Raw genomic sequence first — 16341 nt, forward strand, 5'->3', positions numbered from 1 at the left:
CGCCTCGCGCGAGTCGGTGCCGCGCGATCTCCGCGTATCCGCGATGCGTCGGCCGCTCCCCCCGCGCGTCACGAAATGCAGGATTGGCGAAGCGCGGGTGCTGTGTTGGCGGGGTCAGGCATCCGCCCGATGTCAGGATCTCCTGCATTTCGTGAATGCTGCGGCGCGGGGAGGTCGGGCGGCAGGGCGGGCCGGCACGCGGCGGCAGGGCGGGACTGCACGCGGCGGAAGGCGGGCCTGCAGGCGGCGGGGCGGGCGGGCCCTAGCGCTCGGTGGGCCAGGGGCGGGCCGGCGGGCCCACGTAGAGCTGCTGCGGGCGCCCGATCTTGGTCGCCGGGTCGTTGTTCGCCTCGCGCCAGTGCGCGATCCAGCCGGGAAGGCGGCCGATCGCGAAGAGCACGGTGAACATGCGCGTCGGGAAGCCCATCGCCTTGTAGATCACGCCGGTGTAGAAGTCGACGTTGGGGTAGAGCCGGCGCTCCTGGAAGTACTCGTCCTCGAGCGCGATCTGCTCGAGCTCCTTGGCGATGTCGAGCAGCGGGTCCTGGACGCCGAGGTCGGCGAGCACGGCATCCGCGCTCTCCTTGACGAGCTTCGCGCGCGGGTCGTAGTTCTTGTAGACGCGGTGCCCGAAGCCCATGAGCCGGACGCCGTCTTCCTTGTTCTTGACGCGCTCGACGAAGCGATGCGCACCATCACCGGAGTCGCGGATCTGGGCGAGCATCCTGAGAACCGCTTCGTTCGCTCCCCCGTGCAGCGGCCCGTAGAGCGCGTTGATCCCGGCGGAGATCGAGGCGAAGATGTTGGCCTCGGTCGATCCGACGAGTCGCACCGTCGAGGTGGAGGCGTTCTGCTCGTGGTCTTCGTGCAGGATCAGCAGACGATCGAGCGCCTGCGACAGCACGGGGTTGATCTGGTACGGCTCGGCGAGGTTGCCGAAGTTGAGCTTCAGGAAGTTGTCGACGAAGCTCAGCGAGTTGTCGGGGTAGAGGAAGGCCTGCCCGAGGCTCTTCTTGTGCGCGTAGGCGGCGATGACCGGCAACTTCGCCAGCAGTCGAACGATGTTGAGTTCGACCATCTCGGGGTCGTGCGGGTCGAGCGAGTCTTCGTAGTAGGTGGAGAGCGCCGACACGGCCGAGGACAGCACTGACATCGGGTGCGCCGTGTGCGGCAGCGCGGAGAAGAAGCGCTTGAGGTCTTCGTGCAGCAGCGTGTGCCGACGAATGCGCTCGGTGAAGTTCTCGAGTTCGACGGCGGTGGGAAGCTCACCGTAGATGAGCAGCCAGGCCACCTCGAGGAACGTCGAGTTGCCGGCGAGGTCTTCGATCGCGTACCCGCGATAGCGCAGGATGCCTTCGTCACCATCGATGTAGGTAATCGCGCTCTTGGTGGAGGCGGTGTTGACGAACCCCTGGTCGAGCGAGGTCAGACCGGTCTGCTTGGTGAAGCTCGACCAGTCGACGCTGTCGCGACCGTCCACCGCGCGCAACACGGGGAGTTCGGCGTTGATGTCACCAAACGTGAGCGAGATCTTGTCGGGGTCCCTAGTGACGTCATTCACCATTACAGCCTAGGGGGTTCCGGCGACAGCATGCCTCCCTCCAGATCCGCGCGGCGCGCGTTGGAGAGACCCTCCAACGCTAGGCGGCGAATCAGTTGGCGAGACTCGCCAAACGCGCGACCGCCGCGGCGATGCGCTCGTCGGTCGCCGTGAGCGAGATCCGCACGAACTCGTCCCCCGCGGGGCCGTAGAAGTCCCCGGGGGTCACCAGGATGCCGATCTCCGCGAGCGCGTCGACGCTCGTCCGCCCGTGCTCGCCTCGCGTCGCCCAGAGGTAGAGGCCGGCGTCGCTCGCGTCGATGCGGAACCCGGCGGCTTCGAGCGCCGGCCGCAGCTTCGCCCGACGCTCGCGGTAGCGCTCGCGTTGGAGGGCGACGTGCGTCTCGTCGCCGAGCGCGGCGATCATGGCCGCCTGCACGGGGGCCGGCGGAATCAGCCCCGCGTGCTTGCGCGCTTCGAGCAGCTCGCCGATGAGGTCGCTGCAGCCGGCGACGAACGCCGCGCGGTACCCGGCGAGGTTGGACTGCTTGCTGAGTGAGTAGACCGAGAGCGTGAGCCGGCGGGAGTCGCCGATCACGCGGCGATCGAGGATGCACGGCGTCGGCTCCTCGCCCGCCCAGTTCAGTTCGGCGTAGCATTCGTCGTTGGCGATGACGGCGCCGAGCTCGCGCGCGCGGGTGACGGCGCGGCGGAGGTAGTCGAGCTGGTCGACGTGACCGTCGGGGTTGCCGGGGCTGTTGAGCCACACCAGGCGCGTTGCGGCCGGCCACTCCTCGGGATCGTCGGAGGGCAGCGGCGTCGCCCCCGCGATGAGTGCCCCGACGGCGTAGGTCGGGTAAGCGACGGTCGGGTGCACGACGACGTCCCCCTCCCCCAGGCCGAGCAGGGTGGGCAGCAGTGCGACGAGTTCTTTCGACCCGATCGTCGGCATGACGTTGGCCACCTCGACGTCGACACCGCGTCGCCGCGCGTACCAGTCGACGATGGCCTCGCGCAGCGCCGGAGTTCCGGCGGTCTGCGGGTAGGCGTGCGCATCGGTGGCGGCGCGGAGCGCGTCGCGAACGACCTCCGGCGTGGCGTCGACGGGAGACCCGACCGACAGGTCAACGATCCCGTCGGGATGCGCTCGCGCCCGCTCGGCGGCCGGCGCGAGGGAGTTCCACGGAAAGTCCGGAAGAGACAGCGCCATGAGCCGCGCTCAGTGGGCCTGCGGCGGCAGTGCCGAGACGACCGCGTGGTCGCCGGCGATCACGCCGACCTTGGCGGCGCCTCCGGGCGAGCCGACCTCCTGGAAGAACTCCACGTTGGCGGTGTAGTAGTCCGACCACTTCTCGGGCAGGTCGTCTTCGTAGTAGATCGCCTCGACCGGGCAGACCGGCTCGCACGCACCGCAGTCGACGCACTCGTCGGGGTGGATGTACAGCATCCGGTCGCCCTCGTAAATGCAGTCGACGGGACATTCATCGATGCAGGCACGGTCTTTCACATCGACACACGGGAGGGCAATCACGTAAGTCACCCGACCATTCTATGGTCGCGGCGCGGCACCTTCTGTCGCGGGCACGAGCGTGCGGGGCCGCGGCTTCGGCCACGCGATGACAATCGCCGCGATGAGGGCGGGCGCCAGGGCCCAGCCGTAGCCGAGCACGTCGTCGACGACGAGCACCGAGCCCCCGGCCCCGGGTAGCGCCAGGAGCGCGGATGCGGCGACCAGCCCGATGGCCGCGGCAGCCGCGTGCAACCGGCCCCCCATCGCGAGCCGGAAGCCGGCGATGAGTGCGACCACGATCACGAGCGCGAGGGCGAGCCCCCACGGTGCCGAGAGCCGATGGGTGAAGGTCAGAATCACGCCGACACCGAATCCGATTCCAAGCGCGAAGGCGACGCCGAGCACCTCGAGCGCGATCACCACCAGGTGGAGGGCGCCCCGCGGGGGATGCTCTGCGGTCACTCGCCCGATCCGCGTGTCACGGTGTAGCTGGCAACGTATCCGCCGGAGTCGTTGTCTTCGGCGATCACCACGAGGACGCTGAGCTCGTCCTTCTGGTAGAACAGCGTGCCGGTGTCGCCGGAGAGCGATCCTTCGGCGCTCACGGTGAATCCGGCGGACTCCAGCTCGGAGGCGATCTGCTCGGTGGCCTCACTGCCGACGTTGATCGTGACGTTCCAGATCTTCTCGGTGTCGTTGCCGAAGCCGGTTCCGAACACCACCTCGCCGTCGATGAGCGGGACCTCACTCGGGAAGTCGTCCGGCACGGTGCTGCCCGGCAGCTCGATGTCGCCCCCGGTGACACCTTCGATGACGCCCTCGACGGGGTTCGGGATCAGTCCACAGCCCGACAGGAGCAGGGGCGTGCCGACGGCGAGGACGGCTGCCATCGCGATCGTGAGGGCGCGGGAGGAACGGTGATTCGACATGAGGGTCTCACTCTCTCGGATTCCGCCTCGAGTCTACGACTCGGAGCGCCGATCGCACCCGGCGTTCGGCGCTACTGCTTCTTCGAGCGCGACAGGTTGCGCGCGCGCTGCGTGGCGTCGAGCTCGACCTTGCGGATGCGCACGACCTCGGGGGTGACCTCGACGCACTCGTCCTCGCGGGCGAACTCGAGGCATTCCTCGAGCGTGAGCTTGCGCGACGGGGTGAGCTTCTCGAAGGAGTCCGAGGTCGACGAACGCATGTTCGTCAGCTGCTTCTCCTTCGTGATGTTGACGTCCATGTCGTCGGCGCGCGAGTTCTCGCCCACGACCATGCCCTCGTAGACCTCCTGCGTCGGTTCGACGAAGAAGCTCATCCGCTCCTGCAGGGCGATCATCGCGAACGGCGTCGCGACACCGGAGCGGTCGGCCACGATCGAGCCGTTGGTGCGGGTGTTGATCTGGCCGGCCCACGGCTCGTAGCCGTGCGAGATCGCGTTGGCGATGCCGGTGCCGCGCGTGATGGTGAGGAACTCGGTGCGGAACCCGATGAGTCCGCGCGAGGGCACGATGAACTCCATGCGCACCCAGCCGGTGCCGTGGTTCGACATCGACTCCATGCGCCCCTTGCGGGCGGCAAGGAGCTGCGTGATCGCGCCGAGGTGCTCTTCGGGAGTGTCGATCGTGAGGTGCTCGAACGGCTCGTGCTTCTTGCCGTCGATCTCGCGGGTGACCACCTGCGGCTTGCCGACGGTCAGCTCGAAGCCTTCGCGACGCATGTTCTCCACCAGGATGGCGAGGGCGAGTTCGCCTCGGCCCTGCACCTCCCAGGCATCCGGCTTGCCGATGTCGAGCACGCGGATCGAGACGTTACCGATCAGTTCGCGGTCGAGGCGGTCCTTGACCATGCGCGCGGTGAGCTTGTGACCCTTGACCTTGCCGACGAACGGCGAGGTGTTGGTGCCGATCGTCATCGAGATCGCCGGGTCGTCGACGGTGATCGCGGGCAGCGGGCGGATGTCGTCGGGGTCGGCGATCGTCTCACCGATCGTGATGTCTTCGATTCCGGCCACGGCGACGATGTCGCCCGCGTGCGCCTCTTCCGCCGGGTAGCGCTCGAGCGCGCGGGTCTTCAGCAGCTCGGTGATGCGCACGTTCTGGTGGCTTCCATCGTGCTTGACCCAGGCGACCGTCTGGCCCTTCTTGAGCGTGCCGTTGAAGACGCGCAACAGGGCGATACGGCCGAGGAACGGGCTCGCGTCGAGGTTGGTGACGTGCGCCTGCAGCGGGTGCTCGTCGTCGTACTCGGGCGCCGGCACGTGCTCGAGGATCGCCTCGAACAGCGGTTCGAGGTCGTCGTTGTCGGGCAGGGTGCCGTTCTCGGGCTTGTTGTGGCTGGCGGCGCCGGCGCGGCCGGAGGCGTAGACCACGGGGACTTCGAGGATCGCGTCGAGGTCGAGGTCGGGGACCTCGTCGGCGAGGTCGCTCGCGAGACCGAGTAGCAGGTCGTGGCTCTCCTCGACGACCTCGTCGATGCGCGCATCCGGACGGTCGGTCTTGTTGACGGCGAGGATGACGGGGAGCTTGGCGGCGAGCGCCTTGCGCAGCACGAAGCGGGTCTGCGGGAGCGGACCTTCGGAGGCATCCACCAGCAGGACGACGCCGTCGACCATGCTCAACCCGCGCTCGACCTCGCCACCGAAGTCGGCGTGGCCCGGGGTGTCGATGACGTTGATCGTGATGGGGCCGTCGGTCGCGTGCTTGCCGTCGTAGCTGACGGCGGTGTTCTTCGCGAGGATCGTGATGCCCTTTTCGCGCTCGAGGTCGTTCGAGTCCATCGCCCGGTCTTCGAGGTGCTCGTGGGCGCTGAACGAGTTGGTCTGACGCAGCATGGCGTCGACGAGGGTCGTCTTGCCGTGGTCGACGTGGGCGACGATCGCCACGTTGCGCAGATCGGAACGGCGAACGGAAGCCATGGAAATACCTCGAAAAAGAATGTGGGGATGCGGCGCAGAAAGTGGCCAGCTCCCAGTTTAGGGGGCTGGGCGCCACTCCCACGCGTTGGAGGCGATGCCCGGGGCGAACGGCGAGGGCGAAACCGAGCCCACGGCGTCGGCGACAAGCGCGACGGTCGGGTAGCTGAACAGCGGTACGCCGTAGGCGTCGGCCCACAGCGCGGCGTCGATCGCGGCGAGCGCAGCCGCTCGCTCCTCGCTCGTCAGCGGAGTCTCGAGCCGCTCAATCAGGCGATCCACCTCGGCGTTCGCGTAGCGATTGAGGTTGGCGACGGCGGAGTCGCTGCGGAACACCGCGCCGATCGTGTCGGGCCCGAGCGCTCGGGTGTCCCACGCGAACAGCGCCGCGTCGTACTCCCCGGCGACCCCGAGCGCGCTCTCCCAGTCCGGCCGCGAGCAGTCGCTCACCCGGAACCCGGCGGAGGCGGCGCTGTCGGCGATGAGCGTGTAGGCGAGTTCGCGTTGCGGGTTCTCGGCGTCGTAGAGGATGCAGACCCGGGGGTTCGTTTCTCCGGCCTCGGCGAGCAGCCGCGCGGCCTCGACCAGGTCGGGCTCACCGAAGCGCGCCGAGCCGTTGCGCGTCACCACGTCGGTGTACGCGGCCGTGGACTCCCCGACGACGAACGAGTCGAGGGGTTCGACACCGGGCGCGAGCTCGCCCCACAGTTCGTCGACGAGTGCGGCGCGCGGCACCGTCAGCAGGAAGGCCTCCCGCACGAGCGGATCGTCGAAGCTGGTGTGTCGCGCGTCGTCGAACTGCAGTTCGAGATGCTCGATGCGGGTCTGACTGCCGTACTCGAGCCGCACACCGTCGAGGTCGGTGAGCGCCTCCGCGACCTCGGGGCCTAGCGGCGGCGCGGCGACGTCGATCTCGCCGGATCGCACCAGGTCGATCGCCTCCCGCGGATCGGCCACAACGCGCAGCCGGATCGTCTCGTAGGCCGGGCGGCGGTCGCCGTCGTATTCGGGGTTCGCGCGCAGCGCGACGCCGCCGTCATCGTCGAGGACGTCCACGACGTAGGGACCGCTCGCGATCCACAACGTCGGGTCCGGGGCGGGGGCGTCGCCGTCAGGATCGAGATCGAGGCCGTGGTTCCACACCTCGGAGAGCGCCGCGAGGGCCACGGGGTCGCGCGTCCGGATCGCGTCACGAACGGCCGCCTTGGCATCGGCTGCGCTCGCCTCCGCATCCAGGTCGAGCGCGACCACGGCGAGCGCATGCGCGGCGACGCCGGGGGCGAGCGCCGTCTGCCATTCGGGAACATAGCGGTCGAAGTGCACGAAGATCACCTGCTCGGACCCGAGGTGCGGAGTCTGCGTGGCGAACTCGATCCCGCCGGTCGCGGCACCGTCGAAGTACCGAGCGTCCGGATCGTCGCTGCCCGGATCAGCGAGCGCGCCGGAGCCCCCGGCCCAGGCCAGCAGCAGATCCACGGCGTCGAGGGCCGTGCCGTCGGACCAGCGCACGCCGGGCGCGATCTCGTATCTCACGGTCAGCGGGTCGAGGGCGAAGACCTCGGCGCTGCCGAAGGATTCGTCAAGCACGAGCTCGCCGCGCGCATCCCGAAAGCCGAAGACCCCGCCGGTGAGCGCCGCCACCTCGGCGTTGGTGCTGGACAGGCGCCCGTGCGAGCTCGCCGCGTTGAGCGAGGTGAGCGGGGCGGAGACCGCGATCCGCACCTCGCTTCCCGCCACGAGGTCAGAGGGGGTGCAGGCCGACAGCCCCACGGCCGCGATGAGGCACAACACGACGGCCGCCGACCGTCGGGCCGCCCGCCGTCGGGCCGTCACCGGCGCCCGCCTCGCCATCGGCTAGGGCGCGGGCAGGATCGCCGCGTAGTCGAGCACCGCGCCCCACTCGTGCTCAACGCCGGTGACGCCCGGCGCGTACCCGGCTCGGATGGTCGGCGACCAGATCGGGATGATCGGCACCGTCTGCCACAGCTCGTCCTGCGCGGCCACCGCGAACACGGCCGCCCGTTCGTCGTCGGCCGCGGTCGCCGCCTGTTCGAACCGCAAGCGGATGCTCGCCGTGGTCAACGACCTCGGGACGGCGGCCGAGAGCGCGGCCTCGAGCGACCCCGTCTCCACCGTGGTGGTCTGGAGCCGGAACGCGGTGAGCGGTTCGTCGTCGTCGCGAAGCGCCGCGGCCACTTCCTCGGCATTGGCGAACGCCACGATCTGCACGTCGAGGTTCAACACCGCATCGAAGCGCTCCGCCAGTTCGTCGGCGAGCCGGACCTCCGGAGTTCCCGCCACCACCGCGATGGTCAGCACCCCCTCCCAGTGGGAGAAGTCGTTGGCCTGTCGCCAGAGCGAGCGCGCGAGTTCGTCGTTCGCGCGGTCGGTCCAGGCATCCTCGTCCTCGCCCAGACCGAAACTCACCGGGAAGAAGCCGAGCGCGGGCTCGGCGGCGCCGTCGAGGAGGTCGCGCACCAGAATGGCGCGGTCGATAGTGTGCGCGAGCGCCAGGCGGCGCAACACGCCCTCCTCGCCCGCGAGGTTTCCGGAGGCACGCGGCGGGATGAGCGACACGAGGACCGGGAGCGCCGCCTCGCTAACCCGACCGTTCAGGAGGGACGACAGTGCGCCGTCGGTGCGGTCGGGAAGCTGGTCGACGACGTCGACGTTGCCCGCGAGCAGCTCGGCGAACGCGATCGTCGAGGTGCGGTAAAAGCGGAACGAGATGCCGGAGTTCTCGACCTCGCGGGTACCTCCGTACGACGGATTCGGAACGAGATCGAGCCGGTCACTCGCCACCCAGGCCTCCGACCCGGCGAGCATGTACGGTCCGGCCCCGACGGGCGCGGCATCGAAGGCGTCGGGATCCTGGAACGCGCTTTCGGGAAGCGGCAGGAACAGCGGTTGTGCGAGTCGTCGCACGAAGCTGGCGTCCGGCTCCGCGAGAGTCACCGCGAAGCTCGCCTCATCCAGAACCTCGAGCGCGCCGGATTCGACGAGGTCGAGCTGCGCGTCTTCGACGTCGTCGGCGTCCTCCGACGCGACGCTGCTCACGAACTCGGCGACGCCCAGGAAGTCGGCGAACCCGGTCGGCTCCGTGAGCGCCTCACCGGACCGCGCCCGCTCGCGCCACGCCTCCACGAATGAGGCGGCATCGAGGGGTTCGCCATTGCTGAACCGCGCCTCGGGGTCGAGCGAGACGACGAACCGCGTGTTGTCGGAGGTCTCGACCGACTCGGCCAGCTCCAGGATCGGCGCGCCCGTGGTCTCGAGTCGCACGAGCCCCGAGGTGATGGCCGGCAGGATCCGAGCGACGGCAGGATCGGCCGCGAATTCGGGGGTGATCGGCGAGCCCGGTTCGGCCACGGCGATCGAGACCACGTTCTCGAAATCGACGACGCCGGACGGGCTGGGCGAACTGCACGCGGCCGTCGCCACGAGCACGGCGCACGCCGTCACGGCCGCCGCTGCCGCCCTCACCCGTCCTCGCATCGTGCTCAGCATAGCCAGGCGAGTTGAGAGGAGATCAGCCCCGCGACCGCTGTTCGCGCCGCTCCCGCTGCGCCTCCGGGTCCGGCAACGGCACCGCCGAGATCAGGCGCTGCGTGTACGGATCCTTCGGGTGGCGCAAGACTTCGGAACTCGTCCCGACCTCGACGATGCGGCCGCGGTGCATGACCGCGATTCGATCGGCGAGCAGGTCGACGACGCCGAGGTCGTGACTGATGAACAGGGTCGCGAACTGCTGTTCGCGCTGGATCTCCTGAAGCAGGTCGAGCACGCGCGCCTGCACCGACACGTCGAGCGCGCTCGTCGGTTCGTCGGCGACGAGAACGCGCGGCTTGAGCGCGAGGGCGCGCGCGATTCCGACGCGCTGGCGCTGACCGCCCGAGAGCTCATGCGGGAAGCGGTTGCGGTAGTTGCGCGGCAGCTGCACGAGCTCGAGCAGGTCTTCGACGCGCTTGTCGACGACCTTCTGATCCTTCTCCCCGGCCAGGACGAGAGGCTCGCCGATCGACTGGCCGATGGGCCACCGCGGATTGAGCGACGAGCCCGGGTCTTGGAAGACGATGCCTAGGCTCTTGCGCACCTCGCGCAGGTCACCGCGGGAGATGCCGACCATGTTCTTGCCGTCGACCGACAACTCGCCCGAGTGCGAGGGCACGAGGCCGACGACGGCACGACCGATGGTGGTTTTTCCGGAGCCGGACTCCCCGACGAGTGCGAGCACTTCGCCCGGGTAGATGTCGAGCGTGGCGCCCTCGACGGCACGGAACGCCGGGACGCGCCCGCGCTTCGGATACTCGATCACGAGGTCGCGCATCGAGAGCACGGGCTGGACGGCGGCCTCGCGCTGGGCGACGCTCACGGCGGGCCCTTCGGCGGCGAGCTTCGGCACCGCGGCCAGCAGCTCCTGCGTGTAGGGAACCTTCGGCTCGCGGAAGACCTGCATCGCCGTGCCGGACTCGACGACCTCGCCGTCCTTCATCACGATCATCTTGTCGGCGAGGTCGGCGACGACACCCATGTCGTGGGTGATCAGGATGATCGCCGAGTTGAGCCGCGTGTGCAGGTTGCGCAGCAGGTCGAGGATCTCGGCCTGGACCGTGACGTCGAGCGCGGTGGTCGGCTCGTCGGCGATGAGCAGCAGCGGGTCGCACGAGATCGACTGCGCGATCATCGCGCGCTGGCGCTGGCCACCGGAGAGCTGATGCGGGTAGGAATCGAAGGCCTTTTGCGGGTCCGGCAGTTCCACCATCTCGAGCAGCTCGAGCGCGCGAACGCGCGCTTGCGCCTTCGACAGGTTGGTGTGCACCTGCAGCGCCTCGATGATCTGGAACCCGATCGTGTAGACCGGGTTCAGAGCCGTCATCGGCTCCTGGAAGATCACCGCGATGCGGTTTCCGCGCACCTTGCGCAGGGTCTGCAGGTCGGCCCCGATGAGCTCCTGGCCCACGAGCTTGGCGCTGCCGAGCGCGCGTCCGTTGTCGGGCAGAAGGCCCAGGATCGCCATCGAGCTGGTGCTCTTGCCGGAGCCCGACTCGCCGACGATGGCGAGCACCTCTCCGGGGCTGAGCGTGTAGTCCATGTTGCGCGCGGCGGACACCCACTCGCCGTCGACCCAGAAGTCGACGCCGAGTCCGGAGACCTCGAGAATGGGGGCGGCCGGATCGGTCGCTGTCGTGCTCACAGTCGTGCTCGGCTCTCTGTGCTGGTGCGAGGTGAAATCATGGGGGCGTGTCGACTCACGTCATCGCCCCGGTGTGGGGCAAGATCCTGACCCTGGTCATCGCGGCGCTCGCCGTGCTGTCGCTTGTCAGCGTCGCCCTCGGTCCGCAACCGGCCGACGTGGTGCGCGTGGCGCCGAGCGTCGTCCTCATCACGGTCGCCACGTGGGCGATCTACTGGCGCCCGTTCGTCCGTCTCGACGACAGCGGCATCACGGTGCGCAACGTGCTTCGCACCTTCACGGTGCCGTGGGGCGCCGTTCGCGAGGTCGAAACGCGTTTCGCGTTCACGCTCGTCACCGAGTCGGGGCGCATCGTGGCGTGGGCGGCTCCGGCCCCCGGTCGACTCGCCGCGATGCGCGTCGCCCGCGACGACCTGCGCCATCTGCCCGCGGGCTCCCACGCCGACGGCATGGCGCGGCCCGGGGACAGTGCCGGCAGCGACTCGGGCGCCGCCGCGTACCTGGCTCGCACCGAACTGGCGCGCCGCGCGGAACTCGGCATCCCGGCCGAGAGCGCGCGCGTCGAACGACACTGGCACCTCGGCACGATTGCCGCGTTCGTCGTGTTCGGCGGCGCGGCGATCCTCGCGACGACGCTCGCGTAGCGCCGTCACGAGACGTCCCGGCTCGAGGTCGACGCGACGGTCGCGGAGGCGAGCGCCCGGGCCTTGCGGGTGAGGGCGCGCTTCTGGCGGGGGTCGAAGGCGTCGCGCAGACCGTCGCCGATGAAGTTGATCGTCAGGGCGATCGACACAATGATCAGGCCCGGCCACCAGAACAGCCACGGCCGCGTCTTGAACGCCTCCTGGTACTCGGTGATGATCTGGCCGAGCGAGACGTCCGGCGACTTGATGCCGAAGCCGAGGAAGCTGAGCGAGGTCTCGAGCAGGATCGCCGCGCTCATCAGCAACGTCGTGTTGACGATGATGACGCCGACCGCGTTGGGCAGGATGTGGCGGAAGATGATCCGCGCATCCGAGGCTCCGGCGACCCGCGCGGCATCCACGAACTCTCGTTCGCGCAGCGACAGGAACTCCGCACGGACGAGACGGGCAAGGCCCGGCCAAGCGATGAGGCCGAGCAGGATCGCCAGCAGGATCGCGTTGCCGCCGATCGTGCGGCCGAGGACGGCGCCGAGGACGAGCAGCGGGATGATGATGATGACATCGGTGAAGCGCATCAGCAGCTGATCGGCCCAGCGGCGGAAGTAGCCGGAGATCGCCCCGACCAGAATGCCGATGATGGTCGAGAGCACACCGACGATCACGGTGACCGTGAGCGACTGCTGCGTGCCGCGCATGACGCGGGCGAACACGTCCTTGCCGAGCGTGTCCTGCCCGAAGGGGTGCTCTCCGATGTGGAACGGGAACAGCGTGAGCGTCGGGCTTCCGCCGTTGACGATCGGGTAGTTGGTGTACCAGTCGGCCCACCACCAGCCCGCGAGCCGGATGCCGTCGACCACCTGGCGACCGGTGTCGGGGTCCACGACGAGGCGACCCGAGCCGCCGACCACGGTGCCGACCGAGCTGAAGGCGAAGAGCGTGATGAAGATCAGCACGCCGAGCGAGACCACGGCGCCGCGGTGGTGCAGGAAGCGGCGACGCACGATCGTGCCCTGGCTGAGCCCCGCGGTTTCGCGCTGCTCGATCGTCATTTCGTTGGCCGCGGCGTCCGCGGTCGGTTTCGTGTTCGTCATGATCAGCTCACTCGAATCCGGGGGTCAAGGGCCGAGTACACGAGGTCGGCGAGAATGTTCGCGATGACCACCAGGACGCCCGTGATGAGGAAGAAGCCCATCACGAGGTTCACATCCGTGTGCGTCAGTCCGTTGATGAAGAGGGTTCCCATCGCCTGCCAGCCGAAGATGCGCTCGGTGATGACGGCGCCACCGATGAGGGCACCGAAGTCGAGCACGACGATCGTCGTGATCGGGATGAGCGCGTTGCGGAAGGCGTGGCGCAACACGACGACGCGCTCGCTGAGGCCCTTGGCCCGCGCGGTGCGCACGTAGTCCTGGTTCATCACCTCGAGCAGGCTGGCGCGCGCGTAGCGCGTGTAACCGGCGAAGGAGATGAGCGTCAGCGCGAGCGTCGGCAGGATGAGGTGCGCGATCAGGTCGAGCGTCTCGATCCAGACGTCGCCGCTCAGGTTCGGCGTGGTCGCCCCGATCGTCGGAATGACTCCGGAGGAGAGCGGGATCTTGTTGCTGTACTCGTCGAAGACCAGCAGCACACGGTCGAGCAGAATCACGAGCCCGACGACACCGCCGGTGATGCCGGCCCAGCGCGCGAGCGTCGGCTTGTTCTCGCCACCGAAGATGATTCCGAACACGACTCCGATCGCGATGCTTCCCAGCAGCGTCAGCGGGATCACCCAGATGACCTCACGCAACCCGAAGAACAGGAACTGCAGCGGGTACCAGAGCGCAACGAGCACGACAACGGTGCCGAGCACGGCGATCAGGTAGGGACGCTGGCGGAAGCCACCGGCGGCGAGCAGCACGACCGCCGCCGTTCCGATGCTGAGGATGATGATTCCGAGAATTCCGATCGAGGGCTGCGAGAACCAGCCGGTGACGAGCAGAATGCCCAGGATGCCGCCGGTCACGAGACCCGAGACCGCGAAAGTCATCGCACGGCGCTTGACGGCACCACCGATAATCGCTTGCCAGATCAGACCCCCGACGGCGCCGAAGGCGATCACCCCGAGGATGGGGACGGCGGGATCGGCCATGAACTGGTTGACGCGAATCGCGCCCCACTCCTTGAGCAGCACCGCGACCCAGAACACGGGGAGCGAGTAGAGCACGAAGGTGATGAAGGTGATCGTGTAGTCGAAGCCGCTGTACTGACGCAGCGCCGACACCATGCCGACCGCGATGCCGAGAATGATCGCGATAACGGTGGCCGCGGTCACGAGCGACAGCGTCGCGGGGACGGCCGCCGCGAGCGCCGCCGTCACCTCTTGGTTGGTGACGTAGGACTGCCCGAGGTCGCACTGACCCACGAAGCAGCCGCCGACTCCGGCGAGCCAGCTGAAGTAGCGCAACGGGACCGGGGTCTCAAGATTCAGTTCGCGAATGCGCTCGGCGATGAGCTCTTCGCGGTTGGGGTCGCGCGAGCCGATGAGGTCGGCGAGCGGATTTCCCGAGTAGGCCGTCAGGAGATAGACGACGAAGGAGGCAGCGAGAAGGACGAGGAACGTCGCGAGCGTGCGCCGCAGCACGAAGGTCAGCATGCGCTGACCTGGTTGGGGAGAGTCATGTCTTCTGGTTCTTTGCGTCAAGGTTCGGCCGGGTCAGGAACGACCCGTCCGAAGTTCCGGACGTGTGCGCGCGTCGGCAGCGGCGCCGCGACGCGCGCACACGAATTCGGTCAACACCGGTGGGAAGAAGGCCAGGCCTTCTTCCCACCGGCTAGGGATTGATCCCTACGCGTCGGCCGGAGCCCACTCCCAGAAGTTCCAGAAGTAGTCCGGGCTCAGCGGGTTGCCCTTGACACCGGTGACGGTGTCGCTCGAGACCACGAGGCCCGGGAACTGGTAGAGCGTCGCGCCGTACGCGTCGCCCCACAGCTCCTGCTCGACCTGCAGCTGCAGCTCGGCCTGGGTGTCGGGGTCCGAGGTGACCTCGAGCGTCGCGAGAAGCTCGTCCACCGTCGGGTTGCAGTAGCCGTTGTAGTTACCGGCCTTGTTGAGCGGCTCGTCGTAGCACGCGAAGATCTGGTCGGAACCAGAGATCGCGAGGCTCGTCGAGGCCCAGGCGAAGACGACCACGTCGTGCGGGTTCACGGGGAACGCCTCGGGGTCGGTGAACGCCCAGTCGGGCTCGCTCGTGTCGATCACGTTGAAGCCGGCGAGGGCCGCGGAGGCCTGCGCGAGCTCGAACTCCTGACCACGACGGACGTTGCCCTCGGGGTACCAGAAGTTGACGTCGATCGGCGTCTCGACACCGGCCTCCGCGAGGAGAGCCTTGGCGGCGTCGATGTCGGTCGCGGCGTAGAAGTCCGAACCGTTCTCGGCGACGATTCCGTCGTACGCGGGAGCGCCCGGGATGACGAGCTGCGAGTTGCGCACCGACGCCTCCGGGTTGAGCGGCGCGATGATCTTCTCGACGATCTCGTCACGCGGGAGGGTCAGCAGGAACGCCTGGCGCACCAGCTTGGCCGTCTCCTCGTCGCCACCGTAGGTCGCCGGGTCGAACGGACCACCGTTGTTGAAGGTGAGGTCGATGTGCTCGTACGCGGCCTGGACGCCGGACTCGACGTTCGCGCCGTCGAGGCCCTGAGCGAGCTCAAGGATGTCGGCGGTCGGCTGGCCGGTCCAGATCTGGATGTCACCGTTCTCGAGCGCCTGCAGAGCAGCCGTCGAGTCACTGATCGTGCGGATCGTGATCGTCTCGAAGTGCGGCGAGGGGCCCCAGGTGAACTCGGGGTTCGCCGTCAGCGTGATGAACTCGTTCTCAGCGATGTCCGAGATGATGTACGGGCCGCTCGAGAGGTAGAGCAGCTCGTTGTCCGGCATCGTGGTGTAGCCGTACTCGTTGTTCCACACGTTGACGACCGGGGCGAGCCACTCGGTGTCGCCCTCCTGGATCGCCGTGATGAGGTCGGCCTTGGCCTGGTCCTCGTCACCGGCCGCGTACTCGTCCGGGTAGGCGAGCATCACGGTGCCGTGTGCCGCGACACCGAGGTCGAAGGCGAGCTCCCAGTCGACGTACGCGTCGTCGTAGACGAGCGTGATCTTGTGGTCCTCGACCTCCGGGGTGGCCGTCACGAGCGAGAGGCCCGCGGTGGACGCCGGAGCGAAGTCGGTCACGTTGCCCGAGAGCGCCGCCCACTGGAGGAGCATGTCCGCCTCGTCGACGTCCGTGCCGTCCGACCACTTGACGTTGCTGTTGATCGTGTACTCGACCGTCAGCGGGTCGTCGCTGATCTTCTCGAAGGACCCGACGTCGGTGTTACGGACGAGCTCCGGGGTGGAGTCGTAGTAGGCGAACGTGGCGTTCGTCATGTACCGGACGTTGCCGTTCGCGGTGTTGTTGCCCGCGGAGCTGTCGTCGTTGTAGTGGAAGAAGTTGTCGTTGTACGCGACGGTGATCGAGGTGCCCTCGATGACCTCCGACGTATACGGGTTGGTGCAGCCGCTCAATACGAGCGCAC

The 16341-nt window shown here is 68.4% G+C and carries 13 protein-coding genes; 1 reads left to right on the forward strand and 12 read right to left on the reverse strand.

Features of this window, described 5'->3' with window-relative positions:
* Window positions 1-262: 262 nt before the first annotated feature.
* From QZ258_RS04510 to QZ258_RS04550, 9 genes are all read right to left on the reverse strand, one after another.
* Window positions 263-1561 carry a citrate synthase gene (locus tag QZ258_RS04510; RefSeq protein ID WP_294179361.1) on the reverse strand — a complete coding sequence of 433 codons (1299 nt, stop codon included), beginning with the start codon at window positions 1559-1561 and terminating at the stop codon, window positions 263-265.
* A gap of 91 nt (window positions 1562-1652) precedes the next feature.
* Window positions 1653-2750 (reverse strand): succinyldiaminopimelate transaminase, encoded by a 1098-nt coding sequence (gene dapC / locus QZ258_RS04515; protein WP_294179363.1) that lies wholly within the window; start codon window positions 2748-2750, stop codon window positions 1653-1655.
* A 9-nt stretch (window positions 2751-2759) separates the two neighbouring features.
* Window positions 2760-3080, reverse strand: a complete 321-nt coding sequence (gene fdxA, locus QZ258_RS04520) for a ferredoxin (protein WP_294179364.1) — start codon at window positions 3078-3080, stop codon at window positions 2760-2762.
* A 9-nt stretch (window positions 3081-3089) separates the two neighbouring features.
* Complete coding sequence (locus QZ258_RS04525) at window positions 3090-3512, reverse strand: hypothetical protein (protein ID WP_294179365.1); 423 nt, start codon at window positions 3510-3512, stop codon at window positions 3090-3092.
* The gene (locus QZ258_RS04530; protein WP_294179366.1) at window positions 3509-3979 is read right to left on the reverse strand and encodes a hypothetical protein; all 471 of its coding nucleotides are present in this window, start codon (window positions 3977-3979) and stop codon (window positions 3509-3511) included. The genes QZ258_RS04525 and QZ258_RS04530 overlap by 4 nt, the downstream gene beginning before the upstream one ends.
* 71 nt (window positions 3980-4050) lie before the next feature.
* Entirely contained in the window at window positions 4051-5952 is a 1902-nt protein-coding gene (gene typA, locus QZ258_RS04535; RefSeq protein ID WP_294179367.1) for a translational GTPase TypA, read from the reverse strand.
* A 57-nt stretch (window positions 5953-6009) separates the two neighbouring features.
* Window positions 6010-7782, reverse strand: a complete 1773-nt coding sequence (locus QZ258_RS04540; protein WP_294179368.1) for an ABC transporter substrate-binding protein — start codon at window positions 7780-7782, stop codon at window positions 6010-6012.
* 21 nt (window positions 7783-7803) lie between these two features.
* Window positions 7804-9444: an ABC transporter substrate-binding protein gene (locus tag QZ258_RS04545; protein WP_294179369.1), complete on the reverse strand. Its 1641-nt coding sequence runs from the start codon at window positions 9442-9444 to the stop codon at window positions 7804-7806.
* A 34-nt stretch (window positions 9445-9478) separates the two neighbouring features.
* On the reverse strand, window positions 9479-11143 hold the full coding sequence (locus tag QZ258_RS04550; RefSeq protein WP_294179370.1) for an ABC transporter ATP-binding protein: 1665 nt from the start codon (window positions 11141-11143) through the stop codon (window positions 9479-9481).
* Window positions 11144-11190: 47 nt separating this feature from the next.
* Here QZ258_RS04550 and QZ258_RS04555 point away from each other — a divergent pair, with 47 nt between their 5' ends.
* Entirely contained in the window at window positions 11191-11787 is a 597-nt protein-coding gene (locus QZ258_RS04555) for a PH domain-containing protein (protein ID WP_294179371.1), read from the forward strand.
* Window positions 11788-11792: 5 nt separating this feature from the next.
* On the opposite strand, the gene QZ258_RS04560 is transcribed toward QZ258_RS04555, so the two are convergent.
* From QZ258_RS04560 to QZ258_RS04570, 3 genes are all read right to left on the reverse strand, one after another.
* Window positions 11793-12878, reverse strand: coding sequence for an ABC transporter permease (locus QZ258_RS04560; protein WP_294179372.1), 1086 nt, complete (start codon window positions 12876-12878; stop codon window positions 11793-11795).
* 2 nt (window positions 12879-12880) lie between these two features.
* On the reverse strand, window positions 12881-14419 hold the full coding sequence (locus QZ258_RS04565) for an ABC transporter permease (protein ID WP_294179373.1): 1539 nt from the start codon (window positions 14417-14419) through the stop codon (window positions 12881-12883).
* A 192-nt stretch (window positions 14420-14611) separates the two neighbouring features.
* Window positions 14612-16341: ABC transporter family substrate-binding protein (locus QZ258_RS04570; protein ID WP_294179374.1), on the reverse strand; the 1730-nt coding region annotated here is incomplete at its 5' end.

It is taken from the genome of uncultured Schumannella sp., from assembly GCF_905479755.1.
Lineage (GTDB): Bacteria > Actinomycetota > Actinomycetes > Actinomycetales > Microbacteriaceae > DCRR01.

What these genes read in the sequence shown, in the direction of transcription:
- typA (WP_294179367.1), bottom strand. Translation starts at nt 5,952, where the DNA reads ATGGCTTCCGTTCGCCGTTCCGATCTGCGCAACGTGGCGATCGTCGCC.
- QZ258_RS04565 (WP_294179373.1), bottom strand. Translation starts at nt 14,419, where the DNA reads ATGCTGACCTTCGTGCTGCGGCGCACGCTCGCGACGTTCCTCGTCCTT.
- dapC (WP_294179363.1), bottom strand. Translation starts at nt 2,750, where the DNA reads ATGGCGCTGTCTCTTCCGGACTTTCCGTGGAACTCCCTCGCGCCGGCC.
- QZ258_RS04545 (WP_294179369.1), bottom strand. Translation starts at nt 9,444, where the DNA reads ATGCGAGGACGGGTGAGGGCGGCAGCGGCGGCCGTGACGGCGTGCGCC.
- QZ258_RS04560 (WP_294179372.1), bottom strand. Translation starts at nt 12,878, where the DNA reads ATGACGAACACGAAACCGACCGCGGACGCCGCGGCCAACGAAATGACG.
- QZ258_RS04530 (WP_294179366.1), bottom strand. Translation starts at nt 3,979, where the DNA reads ATGTCGAATCACCGTTCCTCCCGCGCCCTCACGATCGCGATGGCAGCC.